At 48.1% G+C, this 25,714-nt stretch carries 30 protein-coding genes; 13 read left to right on the forward strand and 17 right to left on the reverse strand.

Annotated features, from left to right (window positions below):
* The 7 genes from ACIHKT_RS00785 to ACIHKT_RS00815 form a co-directional block, all read right to left on the reverse strand.
* Positions 1–549: an HK97 family phage prohead protease gene (locus ACIHKT_RS00785; protein ID WP_174192642.1), complete on the reverse strand. Its 549-nt coding sequence runs from the start codon at positions 547–549 to the stop codon at positions 1–3.
* On the reverse strand, positions 546–1,196 hold the full coding sequence (locus ACIHKT_RS00790; RefSeq protein ID WP_404352545.1) for a phage portal protein: 651 nt from the start codon (positions 1,194–1,196) through the stop codon (positions 546–548). Before ACIHKT_RS00790 ends, ACIHKT_RS00785 begins: the two co-directional genes overlap by 4 nt.
* A gap of 19 nt (positions 1,197–1,215) precedes the next feature.
* Positions 1,216–1,374 (reverse strand): hypothetical protein, encoded by a 159-nt coding sequence (locus ACIHKT_RS00795; RefSeq protein ID WP_174192650.1) that lies wholly within the window; start codon positions 1,372–1,374, stop codon positions 1,216–1,218.
* Positions 1,367–1,840, reverse strand: a complete 474-nt coding sequence (locus tag ACIHKT_RS00800; protein ID WP_404352547.1) for a hypothetical protein — start codon at positions 1,838–1,840, stop codon at positions 1,367–1,369. The genes ACIHKT_RS00795 and ACIHKT_RS00800 overlap by 8 nt, the downstream gene beginning before the upstream one ends.
* 12 nt (positions 1,841–1,852) lie before the next feature.
* Positions 1,853–2,071 (reverse strand): hypothetical protein, encoded by a 219-nt coding sequence (locus tag ACIHKT_RS00805; RefSeq protein WP_404352549.1) that lies wholly within the window; start codon positions 2,069–2,071, stop codon positions 1,853–1,855.
* 556 nt (positions 2,072–2,627) lie between these two features.
* Positions 2,628–4,247 (reverse strand): phage/plasmid primase, P4 family, encoded by a 1,620-nt coding sequence (locus ACIHKT_RS00810; protein WP_404352551.1) that lies wholly within the window; start codon positions 4,245–4,247, stop codon positions 2,628–2,630.
* An 88-nt stretch (positions 4,248–4,335) separates the two neighbouring features.
* Positions 4,336–4,545, reverse strand: coding sequence for a helix-turn-helix domain-containing protein (locus tag ACIHKT_RS00815; protein WP_174192657.1), 210 nt, complete (start codon positions 4,543–4,545; stop codon positions 4,336–4,338).
* 147 nt (positions 4,546–4,692) lie between these two features.
* Between ACIHKT_RS00815 and ACIHKT_RS00820 the strand changes: the two genes are divergently transcribed.
* Together ACIHKT_RS00820 and ACIHKT_RS00825 are read left to right on the forward strand one after the other, a co-directional pair.
* Entirely contained in the window at positions 4,693–5,331 is a 639-nt protein-coding gene (locus ACIHKT_RS00820; RefSeq protein WP_174192659.1) for a helix-turn-helix domain-containing protein, read from the forward strand.
* Positions 5,309–6,541 (forward strand): site-specific integrase, encoded by a 1,233-nt coding sequence (locus tag ACIHKT_RS00825; protein WP_174192661.1) that lies wholly within the window; start codon positions 5,309–5,311, stop codon positions 6,539–6,541. The genes ACIHKT_RS00820 and ACIHKT_RS00825 overlap by 23 nt, the downstream gene beginning before the upstream one ends.
* Positions 6,542–7,062: 521 nt before the next feature.
* On the opposite strand, the gene ACIHKT_RS00830 is transcribed toward ACIHKT_RS00825, so the two are convergent.
* The 5 genes from ACIHKT_RS00830 to ACIHKT_RS00850 form a co-directional block, all read right to left on the reverse strand.
* Complete coding sequence (locus tag ACIHKT_RS00830; RefSeq protein WP_236858955.1) at positions 7,063–8,283, reverse strand: DUF4368 domain-containing protein; 1,221 nt, start codon at positions 8,281–8,283, stop codon at positions 7,063–7,065.
* A 514-nt stretch (positions 8,284–8,797) separates the two neighbouring features.
* Positions 8,798–9,016, reverse strand: coding sequence for a hypothetical protein (locus tag ACIHKT_RS00835; RefSeq protein WP_174192665.1), 219 nt, complete (start codon positions 9,014–9,016; stop codon positions 8,798–8,800).
* 582 nt (positions 9,017–9,598) lie between these two features.
* The gene (locus ACIHKT_RS00840; protein WP_236849700.1) at positions 9,599–10,273 is read right to left on the reverse strand and encodes a class I SAM-dependent methyltransferase; all 675 of its coding nucleotides are present in this window, start codon (positions 10,271–10,273) and stop codon (positions 9,599–9,601) included.
* A gap of 215 nt (positions 10,274–10,488) precedes the next feature.
* On the reverse strand, positions 10,489–12,120 hold the full coding sequence (gene hcp, locus ACIHKT_RS00845) for a hydroxylamine reductase (protein WP_174403083.1): 1,632 nt from the start codon (positions 12,118–12,120) through the stop codon (positions 10,489–10,491).
* Between the two features lie 91 nt (positions 12,121–12,211).
* Positions 12,212–12,916: a 4Fe-4S binding protein gene (locus ACIHKT_RS00850; RefSeq protein ID WP_086034967.1), complete on the reverse strand. Its 705-nt coding sequence runs from the start codon at positions 12,914–12,916 to the stop codon at positions 12,212–12,214.
* Positions 12,917–13,023: 107 nt separating this feature from the next.
* Between ACIHKT_RS00850 and ACIHKT_RS00855 the strand changes: the two genes are divergently transcribed.
* Positions 13,024–13,707: a Crp/Fnr family transcriptional regulator gene (locus tag ACIHKT_RS00855; protein ID WP_404352556.1), complete on the forward strand. Its 684-nt coding sequence runs from the start codon at positions 13,024–13,026 to the stop codon at positions 13,705–13,707.
* 190 nt (positions 13,708–13,897) lie between these two features.
* On the opposite strand, the gene mscL is transcribed toward ACIHKT_RS00855, so the two are convergent.
* Complete coding sequence (mscL, locus tag ACIHKT_RS00860; RefSeq protein WP_086034969.1) at positions 13,898–14,311, reverse strand: large-conductance mechanosensitive channel protein MscL; 414 nt, start codon at positions 14,309–14,311, stop codon at positions 13,898–13,900.
* Positions 14,312–14,430: 119 nt separating this feature from the next.
* Here mscL and ACIHKT_RS00865 point away from each other — a divergent pair, with 119 nt between their 5' ends.
* The 9 genes from ACIHKT_RS00865 (at position 14,431) to mtnA (ending at position 22,380) form a co-directional block, all read left to right on the forward strand.
* Positions 14,431–14,670, forward strand: a complete 240-nt coding sequence (locus ACIHKT_RS00865) for a hypothetical protein (protein WP_404352558.1) — start codon at positions 14,431–14,433, stop codon at positions 14,668–14,670.
* Between the two features lie 52 nt (positions 14,671–14,722).
* Positions 14,723–15,199: a small multi-drug export protein gene (locus ACIHKT_RS00870; RefSeq protein ID WP_236849701.1), complete on the forward strand. Its 477-nt coding sequence runs from the start codon at positions 14,723–14,725 to the stop codon at positions 15,197–15,199.
* 15 nt (positions 15,200–15,214) lie between these two features.
* Complete coding sequence (locus ACIHKT_RS00875; RefSeq protein WP_086034971.1) at positions 15,215–15,751, forward strand: phosphatase PAP2 family protein; 537 nt, start codon at positions 15,215–15,217, stop codon at positions 15,749–15,751.
* A 269-nt stretch (positions 15,752–16,020) separates the two neighbouring features.
* Complete coding sequence (locus tag ACIHKT_RS00880) at positions 16,021–17,985, forward strand: transcription antiterminator (RefSeq protein WP_174192671.1); 1,965 nt, start codon at positions 16,021–16,023, stop codon at positions 17,983–17,985.
* Between the two features lie 77 nt (positions 17,986–18,062).
* Complete coding sequence (locus ACIHKT_RS00885) at positions 18,063–18,533, forward strand: PTS sugar transporter subunit IIA (RefSeq protein ID WP_157658876.1); 471 nt, start codon at positions 18,063–18,065, stop codon at positions 18,531–18,533.
* On the forward strand, positions 18,530–19,972 hold the full coding sequence (locus ACIHKT_RS00890; RefSeq protein WP_086034974.1) for a PTS fructose transporter subunit IIC: 1,443 nt from the start codon (positions 18,530–18,532) through the stop codon (positions 19,970–19,972). Before ACIHKT_RS00885 ends, ACIHKT_RS00890 begins: the two co-directional genes overlap by 4 nt.
* Before the next feature lie 53 nt (positions 19,973–20,025).
* Positions 20,026–20,283, forward strand: a complete 258-nt coding sequence (locus ACIHKT_RS00895; protein ID WP_086034975.1) for an HPr family phosphocarrier protein — start codon at positions 20,026–20,028, stop codon at positions 20,281–20,283.
* A 243-nt stretch (positions 20,284–20,526) separates the two neighbouring features.
* Positions 20,527–21,276 carry a FadR/GntR family transcriptional regulator gene (locus ACIHKT_RS00900; RefSeq protein ID WP_236849762.1) on the forward strand — a complete coding sequence of 250 codons (750 nt, stop codon included), beginning with the start codon at positions 20,527–20,529 and terminating at the stop codon, positions 21,274–21,276.
* A 54-nt stretch (positions 21,277–21,330) separates the two neighbouring features.
* Complete coding sequence (gene mtnA, locus ACIHKT_RS00905; protein ID WP_086034977.1) at positions 21,331–22,380, forward strand: S-methyl-5-thioribose-1-phosphate isomerase; 1,050 nt, start codon at positions 21,331–21,333, stop codon at positions 22,378–22,380.
* Between the two features lie 74 nt (positions 22,381–22,454).
* Here the strand turns inward: mtnA and ACIHKT_RS00910 are convergent, their stop codons facing one another.
* A complete protein-coding gene (locus ACIHKT_RS00910) occupies positions 22,455–22,646 on the reverse strand; it encodes a hypothetical protein (protein ID WP_086034978.1) in 192 nt (63 codons plus the stop codon).
* A gap of 84 nt (positions 22,647–22,730) precedes the next feature.
* Between ACIHKT_RS00910 and ACIHKT_RS00915 the strand changes: the two genes are divergently transcribed.
* Positions 22,731–22,997, forward strand: coding sequence for a hypothetical protein (locus tag ACIHKT_RS00915; protein ID WP_157658877.1), 267 nt, complete (start codon positions 22,731–22,733; stop codon positions 22,995–22,997).
* Between the two features lie 48 nt (positions 22,998–23,045).
* Here ACIHKT_RS00915 and ACIHKT_RS00920 read toward each other — a convergent pair whose 3' ends face one another.
* Genes ACIHKT_RS00920 through ACIHKT_RS00930 form a run of 3 tightly spaced genes read right to left on the reverse strand, consistent with a single transcriptional unit; the run spans position 23,046 to position 25,250 of the window.
* Positions 23,046–23,903 carry an aromatic acid exporter family protein gene (locus tag ACIHKT_RS00920; RefSeq protein WP_086034980.1) on the reverse strand — a complete coding sequence of 286 codons (858 nt, stop codon included), beginning with the start codon at positions 23,901–23,903 and terminating at the stop codon, positions 23,046–23,048.
* Positions 23,900–24,580, reverse strand: a complete 681-nt coding sequence (locus tag ACIHKT_RS00925; protein ID WP_404352563.1) for an HAD family hydrolase — start codon at positions 24,578–24,580, stop codon at positions 23,900–23,902. Before ACIHKT_RS00925 ends, ACIHKT_RS00920 begins: the two co-directional genes overlap by 4 nt.
* Before the next feature lie 4 nt (positions 24,581–24,584).
* Positions 24,585–25,250: a UDP-N-acetylglucosamine pyrophosphorylase gene (locus tag ACIHKT_RS00930; protein WP_086034982.1), complete on the reverse strand. Its 666-nt coding sequence runs from the start codon at positions 25,248–25,250 to the stop codon at positions 24,585–24,587.
* Positions 25,251–25,714: the final 464 nt, after the last annotated feature.

Genomic DNA, 25,714 nt, shown 5'->3' on the forward strand with positions numbered 1-25,714 from the left:
TCACATACTCCTTTTCAAAATCTGGTTGATTCTGATTTTTGCCGCCCGGCGGGCGTCTGCCGCGCTCCGGGCTTCGACTGATGTAGTAGGATACGCGGGGAAATTGACAAGGCTGATTTCCAGCACCTTGGAGATTTTGTTAATTGTCCGCGTATTCGTTGCCGGGTCGTATTCGTCGCCGCCTGCCGGCACGACAAAAGCGAATGAAACACCCGTCAAGTCGCCTCGCCTAACTGCCGTATAGGCGGAACGGCCTTCCTCGGTGTCCGGCAACTCCGCAGCAAAGTTTAGCCCTGCCGGGCTTATTGAAAGCTGTAGAGTTTTTGGTGTGCGCGCCAGAGGAAGGCGGCTTGCGTCGTGTCCCACCAGCAGGCGCGAATCGCTCAGGTCGGCTCCTGCCAGAGCCCCGGAGCGAATAATTTCAGTGTATCGGCCCTTCGGGTCGTTGATAACGGTCGGCGTATCAAAAACGATTGCCTTGCCGGTCAACCGCATTTTTCCGTTTTCGGGTTCGGCCGCCCGGATTTCGCAGATACGGGTTTCCTTCATTTCTTCTGCACCCCCTGATACTGGTTGGCCTTATCTGCCTGTACTACATTTAGTGTTTGAAGCCGCTTTTTGCCCTCTTCGCCGCCGATAGGCTTCATGTTGAGAATTTGCCTCGCTTCGTCCACAGTGAAGAGGCCGTAGGGAATGCTTTCCTTCAATGTGGAAATGCGGGTTCCGTAGCTCGCGTATTCCATCGAATCGCCTTCAAACAGAATCCGGTTCCCAGCCTGCTGCTCAATCGGCGTGAAGATCTTTGCCGTGAATTCCTGCGCCATCTGCGCCGCGAGTGGTTCAATGACAGATTCGTAAAACGCCGTGCCTTCCTGCTCGGAATAGGTGGAATCCACCATATCCAGTTCAAAGTGCCCCGGCTCTACTTCGTGTTCGGCTTTCGGGTCAAGGCCACGCTGCACATGCGCCCAGTCGCCGGAATTCCCAACAACGATTGTCAGCCCGGAAATTGGCTTGTCCAGCTCATCATCTACTGGCTCAAGGTCAATTTCAAACATATTGGCCCCATCCGGGGTTTCGTCATAGGTGCCGCTATCAGAGTCAAGCTGTGCCCCAATAATGTTGTAATAAGCGGCGGTTGCTTCCCCGGAAATGCGGTCGAATGTAATGGCAAGAATCTTTCTGAAATTAAACATAAATAAATACCTCCAAAAATTAGTGTAATGCTGCCGCCAGTTCGCGGCGGTTCTGGTTTATGCGTTCTGTGCGGCTCTGTGACGTCTTGTCCTGCTGATACTGGTAGTTTGCTTCCGTTGTGTAAATAAGCAGTCCTGCGGACGCACAGGCTAAAAGCAAGCCGATTGTTTCAGTCATGGTCTGCACCTGCCTTTTTTATGCTCAGAAGTTCATCTTTGCCCACCTGCAATTCACCCAATGCATCTTGCAGCTTGCTTTGAAACAGTGAAAAAGCAGAGAAATACATGTTCAACCGGTTTAGATAAGCTTCCTCGGCTGGATTATTCGGTTTAAATTCGAATTCGTCTTCCAATGCCTCGGAGAGTACCCCATATGCATCTGTTGCAGCCTCAAGCATTGTAATGCCGTCCTCAATTTGCAAGGTCACGGATGTAAAGTCCCTTGTGGTTTCTGTACCTGCTTTCAAAAATTGCCGGTAAACGTAATCATAAATGCGGCTCAGAGCGTGAATGTCGGTAATCCGATTGAGTTTGTCCACAATTTTTGCTTGCAAACCGTCCACGGTATTGTTATAATAATTTTGAAGTTCGTTTGTTTTCCCCTGTGCAGTTGCTGCTGCCGGGGTGTTTTTTTGCCTTGTCATAAGAAAGCCTCCTTAAACTGCATCATGAATTTTGTCAAGGCATGCGCATACGTTGTCAAGCTTGTCTGGTATATTTTCTATGTGACATTCCATACCGTCCGTACTCACTGCTATGTCATTTAAACTGTTTGCAATGGAGACAACGCTGCACTGTGTGCGGTGGGAATCAAAAAACCCGCACCGGTCACTGCAATCAGCGGCACGAAAAGGACAAAATTTTGAACGTTCCATATTAAAATACCTCCTAAATTTTGTGGTCAAGAAAATCAATCAGCTGACAACGATTTTTAATTCATTTGCATCAGCTCTTTTCAGTTTGGCACGCTTGGCACGCTTGGCACGCACGCACAGGGGGGTACACCTTTATATATAAAACAAAAAATAAAATATAAAATATCTATGTATTTGCATATTCTATTTTTTTATAATTGAAGTGTAAATTAAGCGTGCTATGCGTGCCAATGGCTTGTCTATGCGATTTTTCGCGTGCGTCTATGCGTGCTTTAAGCGTGCGCTTATGCGTGCTCACTCGAATCACGATTAACAGTTCCAACGATTTTTAATTCATTTGCATCAGCTCTTTTCAGTTTGGCACGCTTGGCACGCTTGGCACGCACGCACAGGGGGGTACACCTTTATATATAAAACAAAAAATAAAATATAAAATATCTATGTATTTGCATATTCTATTTTTTTATAATTGAAGTGTAAATTAAGCGTGCTATGCGTGCCAATGGCTTGTCTATGCGATTTTTCGCGTGCGTCTATGCGTGCTTTAAGCGTGCGCTTATGCGTGCTCACTCGAATCACGATTAACAGTTCCAACGATTTCCACACCAAAGAAGCCCCGCGCACGGTGATTGTACTTGTGTATATGCGTGCTGTATCGAATCTTAAGCGTGTTCGCGTGTTGTTCCATGTAGTTAATGAGCGTCTTCTGCGTTACCGGATATTCTGCGTTGTCAGTGCACCATAACTGGTACGCTGTATAAATGGCACTGCACTGTGCTGTTACACCCTCACCACCCAACTGAATGACGCTGTCATCTTCCAGAAAGGCAATAACATTGAAGCTGTCACGCTTTGACTGTTCAAGGTTTGCCTTTGCCTTTTCGCTGATTGAAAACTCATAGCCACATAGTTGCAGCGTTCGCAGTCCGTCCAGCATCCAATTCAAAATGCCGGACCTTTCTTTTAGTAACTTCTCTTTCAGGTCCTTGTCGTCTACTCTGTTCGGTGGTTTCGGCTTAACCGTCAAGATTATCCGGCGGCGATATGCGCCCTCTGAATGGTCGTGCAGGGTATTAATGGACTGGTTACCGAATGCTAAGAGTCGGCAGTACATATTTCCTTGATAGGATTGTTTGCCTTTCTGCTCCATGCTCATGGTGCCGTCACAGGTAACAATTTCTTTCACTACTGCTGATTCTTCACAGGCCGCGGTGCACAAGTCATCATCAATAAAAAGCAGTTTGTTTTCAAGGTTGGCAACTTGAAAGCGGTTTTCCTCCAGACTGTTCAATTTGCCGGTGGCAATGTTAGACAGCCCGAAAAGTTCTTTCATAACTGCTCCTATAACGCTTTTTCCCTCACCACCATTGCCGATAATAATTAGCATCTTCTGTGCTTTAGTTGTCGGAAGTAAGCAATAACCTAAATATTCTTGCAATGTTACTTGGTCTTCTGGTTCTAGCAGGTCATCAAGAAATTGCAGCCACTTTTCGGGCTTTGGTGCTGTTGGCTCATAGCTTGCGTTAATTCGATTCAAGCAGAAACGAACCCCAGGCAAAAACAGTCGGCTATACTGTTTGTCAATTTCAATACAACCATTTTTAACGTGAATCGTGTGTCGCTCCGGCTTTTGCGGCTGCATATAACAGGCATTTTCAATGAAGTCAGTAAGATTCTTTGCTTTTCGCGCGGTATTTTTCATGTAAAATGGTGCTATTTCTTCTTGCACTTCCGCTTCTATCGCCTTTCGCTCTATGCTGCCGCTGGTACCATAAAACTTGCCATGGATGCAGTGTATTTCTTCATGCCCCTCGGCAAAATAATCATAGAAAATCTTGTCCATGATCTCTTTGCCATCCATGTAAGGTGCTGCACCCATATTTATGTAGCTATCTTCTTTATCTCGCTTGGCCTTTTCTTTCAATGCGGCGGCTTTCTGATCTCTTTCAAAGGCTTTGCGAAATGAATCAAAAACTGTTGACTTTATGCCTAACTGTGCGGCCCGAATTTTCAACTTCTGCATCCGCTGTTCTTTTAAAAGTTCATTGTCTGTCATGCAGAGAACCGAAAAAGTTTCATTGCTTACTACATTTCTTAGAGTCAGTAAGCTAAGGATTTCATCTATTTTCGGTTCCGGCATTCCGATGATGTTGGAACCATCTTCTGCATTATCCACTGTCTGTTCCGTTATTTGTCACCGTCCTAATTGAAAATTTTACAAGAGTATTTGTCATTTTTCATTTCCTCCTTCCATTTTCGGACATTTAGTTCTTCTGCTGTTGAAACCACTCATAAGCGGCTTGAACTGGCACGAGCAACTTTTTACCAATGTGCAGGCAAGGGAAGCCCTCACGGTGGCAAAGGTCGTAAATGTTCGGCAGACTGATAGCACCGCCCAGCATTTTATACAGGTCTTTGGGAGGAACTAAGGGTTTGCCATTGTATGTTACAACTTGTATTGTTTCGTCTTGCATTGTGTTTCACCTCCTTGCATTTAACCCAATCGGGTTAATGAATAAACACAGTATAATCCCATATAGGTTAATTGTCAACCACATTAAAAAAAACATTTACCCAGATGGTTTAATGTGCTATTCTTAGTTTGAAAGGAAGTGTCAAAAATGGACTTTGGAAAAGTTATAAGGGAAGCTAGAAAAAAAGTTGGGTTAACCCAATCAGAACTTGCAAAAGCTTCTAACATGTCATTAAACAGCATTTCAAGATATGAATCTGGGAAGAGAAGTCCTGATTTTGGTGCACTTCAAAAAATAGCCAACGCGCTGCATGTTTCTGTGGACTTGTTTATAGGTTCAGCTGCCAACCTTGAATTTGAAGCAGAGTATAACAATCTTCCAAAAGTAAAAGAAATTCACGAATGTACAGGACTTTCTATGGACGCTTGTGATTTTATCCACAGTGCACATCATAACCCATTCGTAACACTTGCACTCTCGGACATTTTGGAAAACGAAACGTTAATGATGTTGTTGTGCCAATATATAAATACTCAACCGCAAGATGGAGCCTTTATAGTCGGGGAAAACGGTACACTAGTTGTGAGTAAGCCAGGAAAAGACAAAGACAAGGGGCTTGGGCGAATTTATGCGCCAGATATGATTTTGAAAGCTATGCAGGAAAAAATAATTGCTGAATTAGAAAAAATGCGGTTGCATAATGTTGGTGAAAATCCTGGAAGAAAACTTGAAAAGGGTGAGCCCAAAAAGGCAGGTGGTTCCAATGCCAAAACGCCGGGCGAATAATGAGGGTTCTATACGGCAGAAGCGGCCGCACCTGTGGGAAGCGCGCTTCTGTGCAGGACGTGACCCGGGTACAGGCAAGCTGATCCGCAAATCTGTTTATGGAAGTACCCAGCAGGAAGTAAGGAAGAAACTTGCGGATGCCACGCGCGCCGTGGATGCCGGAACCTATCAGGAACCCTCTGAATTGACTGTCAGCCAATGGCTTGACCTGTGGGCGAATGATTACTGCCTAAACGTAAAACCGCGCACACTAGAACTGTATAAGGCCACAATAGAGAACCGAATAAAGCCAAACCTCGGCGCGGTGAAGCTGAAAAAGTTGACCGCTCCCATGATACAGAAGTTTTACAATAACGCTCTGAAAGGCCAACTGAAACCGCCGCCAGTAAAGCCGGGCAAGGTGGGGAATAGGAATGCCAGTAAAAAAGCCCTGTCACCGAAAACCATTAAAAATATGCATGGAATTCTGCACAAAGCCTTGGCTGTGGCCGTGCGCATCGGTGCAATACCAACTAACCCCGCCGACTGTGCAGAACTGCCGCGCATAGAGCGGGCAGAAATACAACCGCTGCCAGAAAGTACCGTCCCCGCCTTTCTGGACGCGATAAAGGGCAACCGGTATGAATTACTCATGCAGATAGATATGTTTACAGGGCTGCGCCTTGGTGAGATATTGGGGCTTCCTTGGTCTGCTGTGGACTTTAAAGCCGGAACTATCACAGTTAAACAGCAGTTACAGAAGCAGAAAACAGGCTGGATAATTGCACCCACGAAAAACGGTAAATCGCGTGTAGTGGCTCCTGCGCCCTTTGTGTTCGACTCTTTACGGGAACAGCAAACTATCCAGAATAAATGGAAAGCAGTAGCAGGACGCTATTGGAGCAATGAGGACAACCTTGTATTTACCAATGAACTTGGCGGGCACCTCACACACTGCAATGTTTATCGGCACTTGAAAAAAGCTGCTGCTGCTGTCGGCCTGCCGGACTTCCGTTTCCATGATTTACGGCACACTTTCGCGGTGTACAGTCTGGAAAGTGGGGCAGATGTAAAGAGCGTACAGAGTGCCCTCGGCCACTACTCAGCGGCATTTACGCTGGACACCTATGTCCACAGCACAGAGCAGATGCAGCAACGCAATGCCCAGCGAATGCAGCAGTTTGCGGAAAGCCTGATAAATAAAAAAACACCCAATCCAAAAAAGGATTGAGCGCTTGACAAAGCCATAAGGTCGGGATATAATACAGAGTGAAAAAAGTGATAGCATAGTCATGCTTAGCACCAAAAGCGAACCCCCAGAAGTGACGGCTTCCGGGGGTTCATTTTAGGCTAGCTGTTCTTGTGGTTTCGGTCTAACCATTTGCTGATAACATGTACGAGTACACCAGCCGTGACCGAAAGTAAAAAAGTGATAACAATATTCACGCTCGACACCTCCCCTCTGCTGCTAGGCATAGAGGAAGAACAGCATTGCCATTATATCACACAATCCGACAAAAAGAAATGTAGCTTTTATACCCCAATTTGTACCCCAATTAAAAATCTGTACCCCAAAAAAGTATTGACTATTGTTGTATATGGAAGTTGACGAACCGCATAGATAAGCCATTATTTAATTGGGCTGTATAGTCAAAATGGTATGAGTTGCAATTCAAGTCCTGTCATCCGCACCATGCCGAGTGTTCTTATAGTATTTGAAAATGCTGTAAGGACACTCGCTTTTTTATATGTTTATCCTGCCATCTGCGCTGAGGAGTAGCTTACGGCTACTCCTTTTCTCGTTTGTATAAGAATATCCGGTTCCGGCAGGGATGAAACATCCGGTATTTCAATGGAGCCAATGCAGTTGTAGTGAATGGTCAGCTTCTGGACGTATACGCCGTTCACCTTTTCGGCCTGATGAACTTCAATGTGGTCGATCAGCTCATTCAGCATGCACGGCGTTAGCTTTCTCGCTCTGGTATATTTGCGCACGGTAGAAACGAACATATCCGTGCCTACCGTCCGACGGCTTTCCTTGTCAAGCTCGGTTCTGAGCACTTTTATCTGCCCTGCTAATCCACTCTGTTCATCCTCATACTGCTTGGTCATCTTTGAAAACCGTTCGTCGGAAATTTTACCGGACACGTTATCCTCATACATTCGATCAAACAGTCGGTCGATCTCCTTGTCGCGGGCCAACAGAGAATTGTATTCCTTTTTCTTTCTTTGAAGCTCAAGTTCCATTGTCTGCTGGGAATGCCCCATAACCGCTTTGACAAATTCATCCTCATATTTGCTTGCGAATTTTGTGAGCCTGCGGATTTCTCCCAACACGACCTGTTCCAGAAAGTCAACACGGATATAATGCGTAGAGGTGCAAGTACCCCGATTGCCCTTATAATTGGAACAATTGAAATATTTGATGTCCGGGTTGCCTTGATTGAAGTGGTAATGCAGATTGTGTCCGCAGTCGGCACAGACAAGCAGACCGGAGAACATATTGGTTTCTCCTTCATTCGTTTTCCGCTTACGGATTTTACCCCGCTTCTGCTGCACCTTTTCCCAGATGGCACGGTCAACAACCGGATCATGCACGTCCTTAAAGATAACCCAATTGTCACGGTCGTTCTCAATTCGTTTCTTATTCTTATAGGATTTGCTGTACGTCTTGAAATTCAGGACATCTCCACAATACTCCTGCAAGGAAAGAATCTTTGTGACGGTAGAACTGTTCCACTTTGTGGGTGCGGCATCTTTATGCTTGCCGGGGCGGTTGACACCTCGTGCTTGCCAATAAGACATTGGCGTCAGAATGCTGTCTTGTTCCAGCGCGGCGGCAATTTGTTCTGTTCCAAAGCCGTCTATCGTCATTCGATAGATACGGCGGACTACAGTGGCAGCTTCCTCATCTACTACCCAGCGCTTTGGATTTTCAGAATCTTTAATATAGCCATAAGGCGGTTGGCCCATCGGCTCCCCGGCGTTTCCTTTGATCTTGTTGCTGATACGCCGTTTCTTGCTGATATCGCGGGCGTACCACTCGTTGAACATGCGTTATTCGGGAAGGTGAAAACAAAAAGGAAGAAACTCAGTATTCATGCGGGTTTGCGGCGAAGTGGCTCTCGGCCAAACCCCCTCTCAAACCTGAAAAAACCGGCTGAATGACGAATTGCATATCATTTAAGGACGTTCCTGCTTATGGAACGTCCTTAAAATATGATGAATTTATTCAATTTTAGGGGTAAATACTGCTTCTTAACTGCCCGTAAACCCTTGATATTACTGACTTTCTTGAATAAATGCCGTAAGAACACTAGCACCAAACACAAATAATCCGAACCTATTCTCCATTGGAGACGGGTTCGGATTTGTGCTTTATTTTGGGTATCCCAATTTTAATCAAAAGAATAAGAGTAAGCAGGGAGAATGAGGATTTCCTTGCTTGAAGTTTCGTAATGCCCCTAAAACAAATATCCTAATGCAATTACATTTCCATACACCTTTTACGCCAAAGCCGTTCATAGTCTTTGTGTGGAACAATACGTCCGGCGAGATCGGCAGGGCAATGTATGTGTTCTTCGTCACACCAATTAATGTCTATCGCATAAGTGTGCATATCGAGCTCGTCAGCATCCCAATAGACCGGAACAGTATCCCATCCGGCAAGATAAGCGGCAACGACGCGGGTATACCCGTCAGTCATCAAAATTTTGTTCCCCTGAAAACGCTTAACAGGAATCGGGTCGAAATTTCTTCTCGAATTTGGTTCGAATCATTTTCCGGCGCCTTCAACTTTTTGCGTTCAATAAAGTCCTGCCTTGTCAGACGGTAATGATATTGCATTTTTCCTTTCCATGAGTCCGGTATCGATTCTTCCAATATCTTAGTAAATCCATACTTTTCCCACATACGACGGCTGCGGTTATTATAATCCTCACAGATGACATGTCGATTCGACGGACATCCAGCGATTGGGGATACATTTTTAAGACATCCGGTAGATTCATCTTTCGCAGCCAGCAATCCCCGATAGGTATTCCGTCACATTCTATCAGAAAACAAAAAGCGTTTTGTGATACGCCACTGTAAATTTGATGAACAGTGTCCGGCCTATATGAAAGGTCTTTAGCTGCAGCTGCCGTACCGCCTTCCATCTAGTACAACACCTCCGGGTCGGCATTCCATCTGCACAATAGAGGCAAGCACTCGTCCGACAACGGTTTCAGAACGATTTTATATTTATCGTTTCCGCCGTACAAAGTGACATCATGCGTTTTGATAATGCTTATATGCCCATTCCTTTCTGTGCATGGAAGCCAATCCACTGGGGAAGTGCCGCCCAGGGATTTTTCTTCCAGTTGAATTTCATATTGTTATCCGCTTCGGCTTCCGTAAGCGTTTTGTACCACCAGCAGTCAAAGAAACCCGGTTGCGAATGAAATTCTTCCATATGCCGGATGACAAGCCCCGCATCCAGCATGGCGTTTACAAAATCCATGATACGCCAATCGTAGGTCGGTATTTCTCCGAACGGGCCGGTGCTCTCGTAGAGCTTTTCTACTGCAAACTGCATCCTGTCGGCAGCATCACTGTTAAACGGGCGGACAAAAGGATGGGTCTCAAACATGATGTAGCTCCCGCCCGGCTTAAGCACCCGCAAAAAGCTGCCATACATCGATGCGAGATCGTTTATCCACACATGTACGCCGTTTGAGGTGTAAACGAGGTCGTATTCACTGTCTTTGATGTGCTCAAGCATCATGCTGTCATCGTGCATAAACTCGATATCCCAGCCCTGCGTGTCGGCAATCTTCTTTGCGTTGTAAAGCTGGCGCTCCGAAAGATCTGCTGAAGTGACTTTCGCGCCAAGCAGATAAAACGCGAACACTGCTCCGTTGTCACCGCTGGATGGTACAAGCACATGCTTACCGTGCAAATCGGGAAATACGGAATTCAGCATTCCCCTGACTTCCGGCGGAAAAGCCCATAACGGGTCGGCGATAAGCCGGTTGATGGTGTCCTGCGAATAGATTCTGCTATAATACTTGTCTGAGTCTTTGTTTCAATCGTCCGCAATGATTTCAGTATGTTTCATCATAATTTCCCTTTCATGTAGTCCATGTCCCAATGTGTATCATTTGCAGGAATAGAGTGCATTCTCTGTCGCGTTTTGTGTCAGGCGTTCATGAACCGCTCAATGTCATCGTCTGCTGTTCCCACGCCCGCAATGCCGAATTTTTCAACCAGCACTTTGGCTACGTTGGGCGATAGAAAGCCGGGCAGTGTGGGGCCGAGGTGAATGTTTTTTACGCCAAGGGACAGAAGTGCCAGCAGGACAATGACAGCCTTCTGCTCGTACCATGCGATATTGTAAACGATGGGCAGGTCATTGATGTCGTCCAACCCGAAAATTTCCTTGAGCTTAAGTGCGATGAGGACAAGAGAGTAGGAGTCGTTACATTGACCGGCGTCCAGAACCCTCGGAATTCCGCCAATATCGCCCAGCTGGAGCTTATTGTAGCGATACTTCGCGCAGCCGGCGGTGAGAATCACCGTATCCTTCGGGAGCTTTTTGGCAAACTCAGTGTAATATTCCCGGGATTTCATACGTCCATCGCAGCCAGCCATGACAAAGAATTTTTTGATTGCGCCGGATTTGACAGCGTCTACGATTTTGTCCGCCAGCGCGAACACCTGATTGTGGGCGAAGCCGCCGACAATGCTGCCGGTTTCGATTTCGTCGGGGGCAGGGAGTGTTTTGGCAAGTGCAATAATTTCGGAAAAATCTTTTTTGCCGTTTTTATCCGCTTCAATATGTTTGCAGCCAGGGAATCCCGCGGAACCCGTGGTAAAGATTCTGTTCCGGACCTCTTCACTTCTGGGTGGGACGATGCAGTTGGTAGTAAAGAGAATGGGGCCATGGAAGGATACAAACTCATTCAGTTGTTTCCACCACGCATTGCCATAATTCCCGGCAAAGTTTTCATATTTTTTGAAAGCAGGATAATAGTGGGCGGGAAGCATCTCGCTGTGGGTGTACACATCCACGCCGGTGCCTTTGGTCTGCTCCAAGAGCTGTTCCAAGTCGGTTAGGTCGTGGCCGGAAATCAGGATTGCGGGGTTTTTGCGGACGCCGATATTCACTTTGGTGATTTCAGGATTGCCGAACCGTGAAGTGTTGGCTTCATCCAGAAGTGCCATAGCCTTCACGCCATATTCACCGGTTTTCAGCGTCAGCGCTACCAAATCGTCGACAGAGAGGGAATCGTCCAGCGTTGCCGCCAGCGCCTCATAGAGAAAGGCATTGATAGACAGGTCTTCTTTCCCGATGTTTTTGGCGTGCTCGGTGTAAGCGGCCATACCTTTCAATCCGTACGTAATCATTTCGCGGAGGGAACGTACGTCCTCGTCCGCGGTTGACAGCACGCCGATGGAAGCGGCTTTTCCCAGCATGGACACTCGGCAGCTGACCGTGAAGGTCGCCGCGTCATGCAAATCCGCACAGTCTGTGGAATTCCGGAGCTTATCCCTGACGGCAATCATTTTCACAATCTGCTTTTCAATCGAGCCAGCGTCGAAGTTTGCGTTGGTGATGGTCATGAACAAACTATTGAGGACTTCGTAGTTTGTCTGGCCAAGACTTTTAACATTGATTTTCCCTTTGACCACAATTTCGGAAATGCCTTTCAGCGTGTAAATCAAAAGGTCTTGCAGCTTTGCGACCTCTTCGGACTTTCCACACACGCCGTGTACGGTGCAGCCTTTGCCGCCCGCGGTTTCTTGACACTGATAACAAAACATACTCATCATGTTTCCTCCTTTGATATGCAAATATTTTATATTTTCCATCCGTTTGCGTGTATTCTTATCCACAGTATTGTTTCTTGCGGTTTTCCCATTAATCCAGGATATTTCCGTCGGTTGCAATCGTCACGACCTGCCAGGGAATCATTTTGCCGCTGTTTTGAAGCGCCCGTTTCACCGCATTTTCAATTCCACCGCAGCAGGGAACTTCCATTCTGACGACCGTGACGCTTTTGATGCTGTTGTTTTTGATGATTTCCGTCAGTTTTTCACTGTAATCCCCTTCGTCCAGTTTAGGACAGCCAATCAGAGCCACCCTGTTTCGGATGAACTTGTTGTGGAAATCGCCATAGGCATAGGCTGTGCAGTCGGCCGCGACCAGCAGGTTGGCATCCGAGAAATACGGCGCGCGGACCGGCACAAGCTTAATCTGGACGGGCCACTGCATAAGCTGGCTTTTATTCTCAGAAGATTCGGTACAGGTGGTCTTGCACTGGGATTCCCGATGAATGGTTTTAGACTGTGTGCCTGGACATCCACAGGGCAGTGTCCCTTGCTGTTTACTCTGCTTGCTTTTCATTACGGCGGCTTTGTCATATTCTTTCGCTTCGCGTTCTTCAAAGCGGATGGCTCCCGTTGGGCAGGTCGGCAGGCAGTCACCGAGTCCGTCACAGTAGTCGTCACGCAGGAGCTTGGCCTTTCCATTTACTATGCCGATTGCCCCTTCATGGCAGGCGTTTGCGCACAGCCCGCAGCCATTGCATTTTTTCTCGTCAATTTTGATGATTTTTCGAATCATATTTTTTACCTCCTTGCGTGTCCTTTCAGGTCCTTATTGACTTTACACCCGAAGTTTACTATATTGAAGAGAATAAGTCTGTTGGAATTCCAACGAAGGAGGATTTTATGAAAAATTATTTAGATGTATTGAAAACAGTACCATTATTCAAAGGAATTGAAGAAGAGAACATACAGCCGCTTTTATCATGCTTGTCCGCACAGCCGATTCATTTTGAAAAAGAGCAAACCGTATTTTCTGGTGGTGAAAATATCAAACGGTTCGGTATTGTCCTATCAGGGCAGGTCCAGGTTGTGCAGGACGATTATTATGGAAACAGAAATATTCTTGGACAAATTGACATCGGGAATCTGTTTGGGGAGTCCTTTGCCTGTGCGGAAACAAAGACGCTTCCAATCAGAGTGATTACAACGACCACAAGCGATCTCCTTTTCATCGACTGTCACAGGCTTGCTGTTCCCTGTACCAGGGCATGCAGCTTTCACAGCAAGCTCATTCAGAATATGCTGCGTATCATATCCATGAAAAATATATCGCTGACGAAAAAGATAGAAGTCATATCCAAACGCACCACGCGTGAAAAACTACTGGCCTTTCTTTCGACGGAGGCCAAAAGAGTGGGGTGCAGTCGATTCTGCATTTCGTTTAATCGGCAGGAACTCGCGGATTATTTATCTGTCGAACGCAGCGCCATGTCTGCGGAGCTTTCCAGGCTCAGGGACGAAGGCGTTCTCAAGTTTCATAAAAACCAGTTTGAACTGCTGCAGGGAACCGTACGGCCGTCAGTTTGAATGATATCTCCAAGCAGTGGTGATGTTACAGAAGGGTGGCGTCCTGCTGGGCTTTCTTTTCGGCCGCTCGGCAGGCTTCTGTGACCAAGCGGTTATAACGTCTGCACCCAGAATGTCCAGACCCTGCGCGCTGCAGGTAACAGCTTAAAACGGCGGGAAAGGCAAATTCCCAGTAGGGGGCTGCGGCAAATCAGTCATTTGGTTGTTCTTCGTTTCCTTTTTTCAGAAGGTCACGAATTTCCGTCAGCAGCAGCTCTTCTTTTGTTGGGGCAGCTTCTTCGGCTTTTTCCTCTTTTTTACCGCGCAGGCTGTTCAGCCGATTAACGGTTTTAACCAGGAAGAAGATCGCTAAGGTTATCAGCAGAAAATTGAAAACAGCCTGCAAAAATGCGCCGTAGGTCAGTACGGCTTTTCCGCCAAGCGTAATGGAAAGACCGGAAAAATTAACTTTGCCGGTCAAAAGGCCCAGGAATGGCATGAGAATATCCTTTACAAGGGAGTTGACAATGGAACTGAAAGCAGAGCCTATGACGACGCCGACGGCCATATCGATGACATTCCCGCGTGTGGCAAATTCCCGAAATTCCTCAAAAAACTTTTTCATTTGGTTTCCTCTCCTTAAATGTGTTTTCTTCATTATTAGGGGATTCACGGGAAAAAGCAACCTTTTTCCACATAAATTGTTGTGCTTTCTGCAATGCTTAAGGAAAATTCCCCATAGATTTGTACCTGTTGCATAAACGTATTAAACCGCTGAATAAGCAGGCAATGAAAGAAAACTGCGGTGCCGCCGTTTCAGAAGCGGAAAAGTCATTGATTTACTGCGTTATGGGAATGCTTTGGATGGGCAAATCCTTTCATGGGATTTTTGCTGGGTGCCACAATGTGGAACAGCGGCAGCAGTCTTTTCTTGCAACTTTGCAGGAAACCGCTTATAATAATAAAAAGACTGATTTTGCATAATAAAAAAGACGAAAAAAGTTTCCTGCTGCAGGAAGGGAGCAAACAGCAATTCATGTGGAATAGTATGTTTGGGAAAATCTTAATGACGTTTCTTATCTCCATGGTGCCCGTTGTGGAGCTGCGCGGAGCCATTCCCATTGCGGTGGCAAATGGTGTAAACCTGTGGGTCGCCATTTTGGTTTCCATTATCGGCAATATGGTGCCGGTGCCATTTATCATTGTTTTCATCAAGCGTATTTTTTCATGGCTGCGCAAAAAAAGTGTGCGCTTTGAAAGAATAGTCAACAAGCTGGAAACACGGGCGGCGAAAAAATCGGATTCCGTACAAAAATACGCGTTTTGGGGCCTGTTTATCCTGGTTGCTATTCCGCTGCCGGGAACTGGCGCGTGGACCGGTGCGCTGGTGGCGGCAATGTTGGAAATGCCAATGAAAAAGGCAATCCCGTCCATCCTAATGGGTGTAATTGCGGCGGGTGTCATTGTTGCTTTTGTCACGTATGGAGCAGGAGCACTGTTTTTTCACGGATAGAATAAGGAGAAGCGAATGGGCGGATTCATTACAGGACTCGACTGGTCTGTTCTCGGGTGGATACACGAAAACCTTTCCTGTCAGTTCCTAGATATTTTAATGCCTATGATTACGGCGCTGGGAAACGGCGCCTTTTTTTGGATTGTGGCGGGAGCAGTGCTCTTCCTGCAAAGAAAGCATCGCCGGCAAGGACTGGCACTGCTGCTGGCACTTGGGGCGTGTGCGCTACTGGGGAATCTGCTTTTGAAGCCGCTGGTTGCCCGTCCACGGCCGTGCATACAGAACCCAAATATTCCGCTGCTGATTCCTGTACCGCATGGGTATTCGTTTCCCTCTGGCCATGCCATGACTTCCGCCGCCGGTGCCGCCGTGCTGCGCCGAACCAACAGCCCTTTCCAACGGGCGGCAGTACCGTTGGCATTGCTGATTGCCTTTTCCCGCCTGTATTTGTACGTCCATTTTCCCAGTGACGTATTGTGTGGGTTGATTTTGGGCGCCGGTATTGGCTGCCTGTTTCTGCGTCAGTGGCCGGGACGGCAGTTGTCTGCTTGATAAATAAAAGAAAAATCAAAAAGCGGACAGACAGAAGGGAACTGCTGTCTGTCCGCTTTTATAGGCTTAAATAGCATCAACATATATAAAAAATTATGTTGAGCTGTATGAAATGCGCTATTATTGACAGACATCTTTGGAATAGATACAATAGAAGCGAAAATGTGGTAAGAAAGAGTTCCTTTTCGCCAAAAGCGTGTCAATAGAATCAACAGTACTTTGCCATATTCTATAGTATAATAGAAAAAGCGGAAGGAGTTATATGCACCATGCTGACCGAGCGGCAGCAGAAAATCCTAAAGATTTTACATGGGCAGGAGAAGTATATTACGATTCGCCAGATTGCGGAGCAAATTCACTTTTCACCGAAAACTGTACGCAATGACCTTTTGCAGGTGCGCACCTTTTTGCAGCAGAACCAGCTGGGCGAACTGACCGCAAAGCCGAAAAAAGGATTCCGGCTTCTGATGACAGCGGAGGAATGGGATAAGCTGCAAAGTTTACTTCGCTTCTCTGCACGAGATATTCCAAAAGAAAAACGGAAATATGCGGTATGCGCACTTCTGCTGCAGGATCGTGCCGTCGGTATGGCGGAACTGGAGAAAAAACTTTACTTAAGCCGTTCCGGTGCAGAAAAAGCACTGGAGGAAGCACGGCAGTGGTTGGAAGAGCGCGGCATTTGTCTGCAGAAAAAACGCGGCAGAGGATTTTTGACCGAATGCAGTGAACTTGTTCGCCGCATGACGGCGGCGGAGCTGTTTGTGCTGTACCGTTCCGAAAGCGGCATCGGCACAGACCAGGGATTCCTGACAAATGTATCGCGCTTTTTGAATGGCTTTGACGCCTCTGGCGTTCTTTCCAGCACCGCGAATACAGAAGAGGAATATGGATTTCACTTTGCATATAACGCCCGCCAGACACTCCTTTTCTTAATTTCCTTTGCCCTATTCCGCTGCAGGGCAAAGGCACCCCTTGCCGAATGTCCTTTGAAAAATCGGCCTGCATTCAGCCAAAGGGTGACGGCGGCCCTGGTGCAGCAGCTGGAGCATTCGTACAGTGTCCGGATACCGCCGGCGGAAAGGGAGTACCTTCTTTTTTGTGTCAGTGCCTGTGAAATACAGGAATTTGAGGACACAAAGGCCCTGCAGATGTGTGAGCAGGAGGAGCCGCAGACGCTGGCCACGGTACAGCGCTTTGTCAGACTGACAAGCGATTTGCTGGGGCTTGACCTGCGTGCAGACAGCGCGTTGGAAAAAGACCTGTTTCTTTACCTGCGCTCCGCGGTGGAAAAACTGCGCTATGGCATTTACATTCCCAATCCGCTGCTTGCCCAAGTAAAAGGAGAATACCCGAATGTATATGCGGTTGTATGGACCACCAGCGTGCTGTTGGGAGACAGCCTGCAGGTAGAACTGACGGAAAATGAGGTCGGCTATCTGACCGTTTATGTTGTTGGGGCAGTAGAGCGTGCCAGCGCACAGGTGAAAATCTGCATTCTGTGCAGTTACGGTGTTGGTGTTTCTCAGCTGCTGAAACAGCAGATTGAACGGCTGCTTCCCAACATTTCTGTCATTCGTATTGCCACTGTACAGGAACCGGACTGTGTCCGCCGAAGCGGCTGTGACTTTGTCATCACCGCCGAAAATATCGGTGATACGTTCGGCGGCAAAGATGTTGTTGTGGTGGACAATTTTCTGATTCCCTATGACATTCGGAAAATACAAAAAAAGATGTTCGAAGTACTGCAGCGTAAAATGGAGCATATTACAAAAAACACCGACCTGCAGCAGATTCGTTTGTTTGACAGCCGCTTTGTTTATTTTTGTGACCATGCGGAAAAAACAGCTTTGCTGCAAACCATGTGTGGCGACCTGGAAGAAAAGGGATACGTTCTGCCCGGCTTTAATGAATCGGTTCTGCAGAGGGAAAAAGCCGCCTCTACGCAGGTCGGCCGCCGCATTGCCATTCCGCACGGTTCCACCCGCTATGTTGTGCGCCCAATCATTGCGGTAGCTGTCCTAAAAAATTCCATTCCTTGGGACAGGCAGGATACGGCGGACTTCGTTTTCCTGTTGGCAATTCAGCCGGACAGCCTGCTGCACATGAAGCCGCAGATGATGAAATTTTACAAAGTGCTTTCCGCACTGATTGATGATGAAAAGACGCTGAACGAAGTCAAAAAGATGACAGACCGGCAGGAATTTGCCGATTATATGAACCATCTGACACAGTGAAAAACTCCGCCTCCCTGTATTTTGCGGCGGCGCAGAGCAGCGCAAAATATAGGAAAGTACGGAAGGAGGAGCTGAAAATGATTAAAGATTTACTGAAACCGGAAAACATCCACTTCGATGTTAACCCCGGGCACAGTAAAAAGTCGGCGCTGAAGGCAATCAGCAAACTGTGCGGTGAGCACTACAGCACAATCAAGGAAAGTGCGCTGTATAAAAACTTTGTCGGCAGGGAGAAGATTGAATCCACAGGATTTGGCGGCGGCATAGCGATTCCACACGCAAAGATTGACAACCTCACGAATCCATTTATTGCGATTGTCCGCTTTTCGAAGCCGGTGGACTGGGACTCTATTGATGGTAAGTCGGTTCAGGTGGCAATTGCACTGGTGATGCCTACGGTAGATACAGACAATACACATCTGGAGGTGCTGTCCCACTTTTCCCGCAAGCTGGCGGACGATGAGTTCCTGAACCGTCTGCTTACGGAACCAGATGCGGTGGCACTTTACAACTATATTATTGAGCAGATGGGGGAAGAGTTAAAGTGAAAATCGTTGGCGTGACCAAGTGCCCTGTTGGTATCGCCCATACCTATCTGGCAGCAGAAAAGCTGGAGAAAGCAGCAAAGGCACTGCAGTATGAAGTGAAAATTGAAACACAGGGCGCACAGGGAACCGAAAACAAACTGACACCGGAAGATGTTGCATCGGCGGATTACGTTATTGTTGCCGCGGATGTCGCCATTGAGGGAAAAGAACGTTTTAACGGCAAAAAAACGCTGGTTTTGCCCATTAAAGATGTTATCAAAGATGCCAGCGGGGTTTTGCAGTCGCTGCCAACACGTGCACAGACTTACAGCAGCAGTGAGGAAGGCACCGAGGAGGGCGAAGCGGAGAAGAAAGAATCATCTGGCGATGTCAGTGCAGGCAAAACAGCCATGAAGCAGCTGATGAATGGTGTTTCCTACATGATTCCGTTCGTCGTTGTCGGCGGCCTGTTTATCGCTGTGTCCATTTCCTGCGGTGGTACACCCACGGCAAAGGGCATGGTTGTTTCGCCGGGGTTCTGGAGTAAGGTAAACCAGATAGGCAGCATGGGCTTTAATCTGATGATTCCAATTCTGGCGGGCTTTATCGCTTATGCAATCTCTGGTCGTGCGGCACTGGCACCGGCCATGATTTCCGCTATGGTTGCAAATAGCAAGGAAATTCTCGGTACATCCGCCGGCACCGGATTCCTCGGCGCTATTTTGGTCGGCTACCTGGCCGGTTATCTGGTCAAATGGATGAACAGCTGGAGGGTATCGAAGAGCCTGCGGCCAGTCATGCCGATTTTTGTGATTCCGATTTTGGGCACAGCGGCAGTTTCGGCCGCACTGATTCTGTTCCTCGGTGCGCCGATTTCCTGGCTGATGACTGCCCTGAACAACGCACTGACTTTTCTGTCTAAAAATCCGGCGACAGCCATTCCACTCGGTCTGCTGCTTGGTGCTATGATAGGTGTCGATATGGGCGGCCCAATCAACAAGGTCGCGTTCCTATTTGGTACAGCCTCCATTGTTGCGGGTACGCCGCAGATTATGGGTGCGGTTGCGTGTGCTATTCCAGTGCCGCCGCTGGCAATGGGACTGGCAACGCTGGTTGGCAAGAAATGCTTTGATGAAGAAGAACGCGCTGCCGGCATTCCGGCACTGCTGATGGGACTTATCGGCATTACCGAAGGTGCCATTCCGTTTGCTTCCTGTGACCCGAAGCGTGCCATTCCCAGCATTGTTGTTGGCAGCAGTGTTGCCTCGGCACTGGGCATGGTCCTTGGCATTACAGATGTGGTCCCGCACGGCGGTCCGATTGTTGGTTTCTTGGGTGCAACCAACAGTCTGCCGCTATTCCTGCTGACGATTGGCGTGGGCACGGTTGTTTCCATGCTGATGGTTATCGCCCTAAAAAGCAGGAAACAGAAGAAAGAATTCGCAGGCAAAGCAAGCTGACTATAGGCTTGCTTTTCAAATAAATAAATTTTATATTTACAGGAGTGACTGATATGCAGAAATTCACCTATACCGTTACCGACCCGCAGGGCCTTCACGCTCGTCCAGCAGGACTTTTGGTCAAATGCGCACAGGGGTGTACATCTTCCGTACAGATGGCTGCCAAGAGCCGCAGTGCAGACGCAAAGCGTATTTTTGCGGTTATGGGCCTTGGTGTTAAGAAAGACGACGAAATCACCTTTTCTGTGGAAGGCGCCAGTGAGGCCAAAGATGCTGCAGAATTGAAGGCCTTTTGCGAAAAGAACCTGTAAGGAATTGCTTTTTCCTTTTCAGAACAAAAGAGAAGACGGCCAAAAAGGAGAAAAAGCTGCGCATATTTCTGCGTAGCTTTTTTGTATCCTTATGATGAGAAGGTCGAATTTTGCCTATCTATGGATTGCATGGGCTGCCGTTTTATGATAGGATAAAAAGAAAACGCGGCGTTTCGACCGTGCTTGCCGGAAGCTTACCGGCAAAATGAGGCGCTTCAGGGGGAACCACCGAAAGTGAAAGATATGGATAGAACGGACAATAAAGAAGAACAGTCAGGAAAGGCATACGAAAGAGTTATTGCGTACATTAAGCAGCAGATTCTGGCGGGGAATTTGCAGCAGGGTTCCAAACTGCCGCCGGAACGGGAATTGGCTGATATGCTCGGCGTCAGCCGGAATTCCGTACGTGAGGCACTGCGGATTTTAGAGATGCTGGGTACAGTTACCAGCGCACAGGGCGCCGGCAACTACATTTCCGGGAATTTCCAAAGAAGCTTATTTCAGTCCCTTTCTTTGATGTTCCTGCTTCAGCAGGTCAGTTACCGTCAGCTGAGTGAGCTGCGCCGCGGGTTGGAGGAAGAGGCCATTTTCCTGGCCGCTGACCATATTACATCGCAGCAGCTGCGCTCTTTAGAAGCGATTGTTTCTGCCATGGCTGCCAGCCAGGATGAAGAGGAAAACGCCATTCTGGATAAAAAAATGCACTATGTCATAGCGCTGGCTTCCGGGAATCGGCTGATTTTTTCTATTTTGCAGGCCCTTTCCGATGTCATGGATTTGTTCATTAAGGACATGCGCAAAAGTATTTCCCGTACAGACATGGAAAAGCGGCGGTTGCAGCGCATCCACGAAAATATGGTTGTCTGCCTGAAAAATAGGGACCGCAGCGGTGCCTGCCGGGCAATGTCTGACCATTTCGAGATTATCGATGAGAATTTGCTTGACGACCGTTTGTCGGGAGCCGTGAGAAGGCCGGATAAACCGGTATCCTGACAACATATAATCATCAGCTGCAGATAAAAGAACAGAAAGGTGGGGGACCTGTTTATGGCGGGACTGCTGGCAATTACGTGGAAAGATGCGGAGGATAAGCTATCCTTGCTGGACCAGACCAAGCTGCCGAATGAAATCACCTATATCGAATATGATACCTGTGAAGGTGTGTGGCACGCCATTCAGGACATGGTGGTGCGCGGTGCGCCGGCGATTGGTGTAACGGCGGCCTATGGACTATACTTCGGGATTAAAGACGCACCGGAGGAGAACTTCAGTGCTTTCTGGAAAGTGCTGGAGGAGAAAGCAGCATACCTAAATACATCCCGTCCAACGGCAGTGAACCTTTCTTGGGCACTGCAGCAGATGAAGGAAACGGCGCTTTCCGTTCGGGAAAAGCCGGTTTCGGAGATTAAGCACATTTTGCGGGAAAAAGCAAAGCAAATTCACAGCGACGATATTCATATCTGCCGAAAGATTGGTGAGAATTTTATGCCGCTGCTGCATGATGGAATGGGTATCCTGACACACTGCAATGCGGGACAACTGGCAACCTCTAAGTACGGAACCGCTACGTCCCCCATGTACCTTGCACAGGAAAAGGGCTGGCATCTGCACATTTATTCTGATGAAACGCGTCCGCGCCTGCAGGGCTCCACTTTGACGGCGCTGGAACTTTTTAAGGCGGGTATTGATGTTACCGTGATTACGGACAATATGGCGGCTATGGTTATGTCACAGGGCAAAATAGACGCTGTTATTGTCGGCTGTGACCGCATCGCCGCCAACGGCGATACGGCCAACAAGATTGGCACCATGAGTGTGTCCATTTTGGCCAAATATTTTGGCATTCCCATGTATATTGCGGCCCCTACACCGAGCATTGATTTGAACACGCCTTCCGGAAAAGAAATTCCGATTGAAGAGCGTGACTCAAAGGAGATTACCTGCCGTTTTGGTGTGTGGACGGCACCCAAAGGCGTAAAAACTTACAACCCCGCCTTTGATGTAACGCCGCATGAAAACATTACTGCAATCGTGACGGAAAAGGGAATTGTCCGTGCACCCTACGAGGAAAGTCTGCGGAAGCTGCTGCAAAAATAAAATAAAAAGGCACAGCGCCGCTTTCATCTCGCGGAGCCGTGCCACTTTCCGGGCGGCGGGGGACTGGCGGGCAGTCAGTCCTCGTCGTCCTCGTCTTTTCCCATCCATTCTTTCAGGTCGGGAAAAAAGGAATCTGGGTCTCGTTTAAAAGCTTCGACCGGGTCCGCTGCCTTTTCATCCGGTCCCGCAGAGGTTTTGCTTAGACGCATCCACGGGGGAAGGGGATTTTCCTTAGGGTTCATGCAGTTGTACACCTTGGTTTCCATGTGTTCAACACCTCCGCTTCATCTTATGCGCGAAAGAGCAGTTCCGGCACTATGGGTACCGTTTTTGGACAGGAGGGAAAAATTGTGCCAAATCGGTTTGGTATTCCAAAAGCAGATTATTTTACAGAGAACAACAATTTTTATACGGGCAGTCTCATGCCGCTGAATTACCGCGTGGACGCTGCCGGAGATATGATTCAAATGAGTGTTTGGTACGGGAAAATGTGTATGGCGCGCAGCAAACTGGAAGCGCAAAAGGAGTTTTCCAAGGACGCGGCCGGTTATGACGCGGCAATGGATTGGCTGGAAGAACAATATCAGGTGTGCCTGCAAAAAACAAAAGAGGACTAAAAAAGCCGCTGGAAGCAGGAAAACCTGTTTTCAGCGGCATTTCTGTTATCAAAATTTTTCATCCTGCGGCTGATGTGCCGGCAGCTGTGGATGAAGAGAAGCCAACAGTGTGTTGGCACGGTTCAGGTGATAGGCGTACACTGTGGCTGTTTCACTGGAAAGTGTGCGGTCCAGCCGGTCGATGGCCCATAAGTCCGCCAGCACTTCCCGATAGGAGAAAAGCCTGCGCGCGGTTTGAAACACAGCATTGTCACAGTTGCGGAACAGTTTCCATTCGGAAGTGTACAGCTGTATATCACGCTCCAGCCGGCGGAACTGTACCTGCACCGCCTCCAGGTCAGGCGGTGCAGAACGGTCCTCACAGGCTTTTACAGCGGAGCAGAGCATATCATAAATCTGCCGGTCCAGCTGTAAAATATTCTGCGCATAATTGGGCGGCAGAATAAACAGGTTGACTGCCAGCGCAATAACAATACCTAGAAACGCAGCCAGCAAACACCATCCTACGGTTTGTACCGTACCGGCGGTTTCCGGTTGCAGCATGGCCATGACGAACATAAATGATGCCATCAGTGTACCACGGCGCAGATGAAGAAACTGACACAAAAAAATAACGGCAATCACACCAAGCCCGCACAGGCCAGGATTCTGCGGCGAAACGTGGTAAATGAGGGCACCAGTCACAGCCCCAATAACGGCGGCCAACAGGGAATCCTTTCCGGAACGAATGGAGTGGTTAATATTGGGCCCCATGCTGATAATTGTGGTTACAACGGCAACAAATGCCTGAGGTAAGTTCAGTATGTCATACAGTACCAGACACAATGTGACGGCAATGCCGGTTTTGATGATGCGAAAACCGAGGTGTGTGCGCCGGCGCAGTTTCTGCGCGGGTTCGCCCCTCATGCAGGCGCCGGCAGACCGCGCCGCAGAATGTCCAAAATCTGTGCGGGGTCCGAAACAATATAGTTCGCGTGTGCGTTTCCCAGTTCTGCCCGGTCACGAAATCCCCACAGAACGCCAACAGTATCCATGCCAGCGGCGGCGCCCGTCTGCATATCTGTGTTGGTGTCGCCGATATACAGGCAGTTCCTCGGCGCTGTTCCCAGTTCCTGTGCCAGCAGAAGCGCCCCCTGCGGTGCGGGTTTGCAGGGAATCCCTTCCCGCTGGCCGTGGACGGCGTTAAATGTACCGTCCGGAAACAGCCCCGCAATAATGGACTGCGCCCAGCTGTCAGGTTTGTTGGAAAGGACACCGGACTTTTTGTTCAGGCGGCGCAGAGAGGCCAGCAGCTGCGGCATGCCGGGGTAGCCAACAATGCCTTTCAGCGGCTCGGCCGCATAGTACTGGTCATAAAGGCGGCGCACTTTCTGCATTTCCGCTTCTGTAAAGCCCTGTGGGCAGACAATGTGCATCATGCGCTGGACCTGTACAGACGCACCGTTTCCCACGATATGGCGGTAGCGGTCCACGGGAATTTCCGGATAGCCGCAGTCGTGCAGTGCGCGGTTGGAAAACTCTGCAATGGAGCCGAGTGTGTTTGCAAGGGTACCATCCAGGTCAAAAATACAGGCTTGATACATTATTTTACACCTTCTTAACGATGTTTCCCTTTTCCTTATAAATGGAGTTTTCAGGAATGAATCCACGCACGGAACTGGTGGGGTAAACGGTGCAGCCGCGGCCAATAATGGTACCGGGGTTCAGGACACTGTTGCAGCCCACTTCCACATAATCGCCCAGAATGGCGCCGATTTTTTTTAGACCGGTGGGCAGGTTCTCTTCCGCGTGAATCACAACGAGCTGTCGGTCCGATTTGATGTTGCTGGTAATGGAGCCCGCACCCATGTGTGCGTGAAAACCGAGAATGGAGTCACCAACATAATTGTAGTGCGGAACTTCAACGTTGTCAAAAAGAATGACATTCTTTAGCTCGGTAGAGTTGCCGACGACACAGTGTGTGCCAACCAGCGCATTTCCGCGGATAAAAGCACCGGGACGAACCTGCGTTTCCGGCCCGATGATGCAGGGACCGGCAATGTAGTTGTTAGGGTAGATGACGGCACTTTTGGCAATCCAGATATTCTCTCCACGCTGTTCATACTGGTCTGCCGGCAGAGTAGGGCCAAGTTGTAAAATGAAGTCGTGAATTTTTGGCAGAGCCTCCCACGGATAGGTGCAGCCGGAAAGAAGCGGGGCTGCCGCTGTATGAGATAAATCAAAAAGCTGCTGTATTGTCAGTTGTTTTAACATTTTGTTTCCTTCTCTTTACTTTTATATCATTTACCTATTATATTTTGAAAAACGGAGCAGGTCAATACCGGATGCCGGAAAAAGTCCCCGCACAAGCCGGTAAAAGCGAGTGCAGGGGCAGCAGAAGCAATCAAAAAATAAAAGACAAGGTTCCGGTTTCCCGGTTCCTTGCCTTTTGGGGAGGAGTTGTATTGAAAAGGTTTTGCGGTCATCCGACCGCGTGAACTTATATGCAAAGGAAAAAGAAAGAACAGATATTGCTCTGTGCGGTGGTCTCTGTTTTTCTTAAGTACAGCTATATTATAGGTACGAAAACGGTTCCTGTCAATCAAATCCAAGCCAATAAAAGCAGAATCTACCTATTGTATAAAAGAGGGGAATTTTGTTCTGAGTTTTCGTAAAGAGTTACAGGTATGATTTACGGGGAAACGGGCACATGATTTTGCCGTGCAGGGCAGAATGTG

The organism is Caproicibacterium sp. XB2 (assembly GCF_044880635.1).
In the GTDB taxonomy this organism is placed as follows: Bacteria; Bacillota; Clostridia; order Oscillospirales; family Acutalibacteraceae; genus Caproicibacterium; species Caproicibacterium lactatifermentans.